1 protein-coding gene is annotated in these 1,590 nt (G+C 55.9%); it reads right to left on the bottom strand.

Annotated features, from left to right (window positions below):
• Nucleotides 1-137 precede the first annotated feature (137 nt).
• Nucleotides 138-1,590 (bottom strand): catalase KatA (gene katA, locus ACTHUR_RS10995; protein ID WP_440398592.1); only part of this gene is annotated, 1,453 nt, incomplete at its 5' end.

Raw genomic sequence — 1,590 nt, 5'->3', positions numbered from 1 at the left:
TAAAAAAGGCCGTCTGAAACTTTATTTTGTATTTCAGACGGCCTGCTTAATGATCTAAACCGTTACTTTTTGTTTGAACGGCTGTATCGGACAGCTTGAGATAAGAGTTCTTCAATTTCTATCCACATAATGCCTCCTTACAGTAAACCAGGTTGACCTAAAGCCGGGTCGTTGGCTCGTGCCGCTTGGGCATCTTCGACAGTCAGTCCAAGGGCTTTGGCTACGCCTTCGCCGTATGCCGGATCGCAACGGTAGCAGTTGCGGATATGGCGGTATTTGATGAAGTCAGGCGCATCGCCCATGGCCGCGGCGGTGTTGTTAAACAAAGCCTGTTTCTGTGCGTCGTTCATCAGGTTAAACAAGGCGCGCGGTTGGCTGAAATAGTCGTCATCGTCTTGGCGGTAGTCCCAGTGCGCCGCGTCGCCGTTGATTTTCAAAGGCGGTTCGGCGAAGTCGGGTTGTTGCTGCCATTGGCCGAAGCTGTTGGGTTCGTAGTGCGGCAGGCTGCCGTAGTTGCCGTCGGCGCGACCTTGCCCGTCGCGCCGGTTGCTGTGAACAGGGCAGCGCGGGCGGTTGACGGGGATTTGGCGGAAGTTCACCCCCAGACGGTAGCGTTGCGCGTCGGCGTAATTGAATAAACGGGCTTGCAGCATTTTGTCGGGGCTGGCGCCGATACCGGGTACCAGGTTGCTCGGTGCAAAGGCGGATTGTTCCACATCGGCGAAGAAGTTTTCGGGATTGCGGTTCAACTCAAATTCGCCCACTTCAATCAGCGGATAGTCTTTTTTCGGCCAAATTTTGGTCAGGTCGAAGGGATGATACGGCACTTTTTCCGCATCTGCTTCAGGCATGACTTGGATGTACATCGTCCATTTTGGAAACTCGCCGCGCTCGATGGCTTCGTACAGATCGCGCTGGTGGCTTTCGCGGTCGTCGGCGATGATTTTTGCGGCTTCTTCGTTGGTCAGGTTTTTAATCCCTTGCTGGCTGCGGAAATGGAATTTCACCCAAAAACGCTCGCCCGCTTCGTTCCAGAAGCTGTAAGTATGCGAACCAAAGCCGTGCATATGGCGGTAGCTGGCGGGGATGCCGCGGTCGCTCATGACGATGGTAACTTGGTGCAGGGCTTCGGGCAGCAGCGTCCAGAAGTCCCAGTTGTTCGTGGCAGAGCGCATATTGGTGCGCGGGTCGCGTTTGACCGCCTTGTTCAGGTCGGGGAATTTACGCGGGTCGCGCAGGAAGAATACGGGCGTGTTGTTGCCGACCATATCCCAGTTGCCTTCTTCGGTATAGAACTTCAACGCAAAGCCGCGGATGTCGCGTTCCGCATCGGCTGCGCCGCGCTCGCCTGCCACGGTGGTGAAACGGGCGAACATCTCGGTTTTTTTGCCGACTTCGCTGAAGATTTTGGCGCGGGTGTATTTCGTGATGTCGTGTGTCACGGTGAACGTACCGAACGCGCCCGAACCTTTGGCGTGCATACGGCGTTCGGGGATGACTTCGCGCACGAAGTCGGCGAGTTTTTCATTCAGCCACAAATCCTGCGCCAGCAACGGGCCGCGCGCGCCTGCGGTCAGGCTGTTTTGATTG

The organism is Neisseria sp. P0021.S007, from assembly GCF_051956855.1.
The sequence above is the reverse complement of the archived record's forward strand: the minus strand, read 5'-3'. Positions and strand labels throughout refer to the sequence as shown.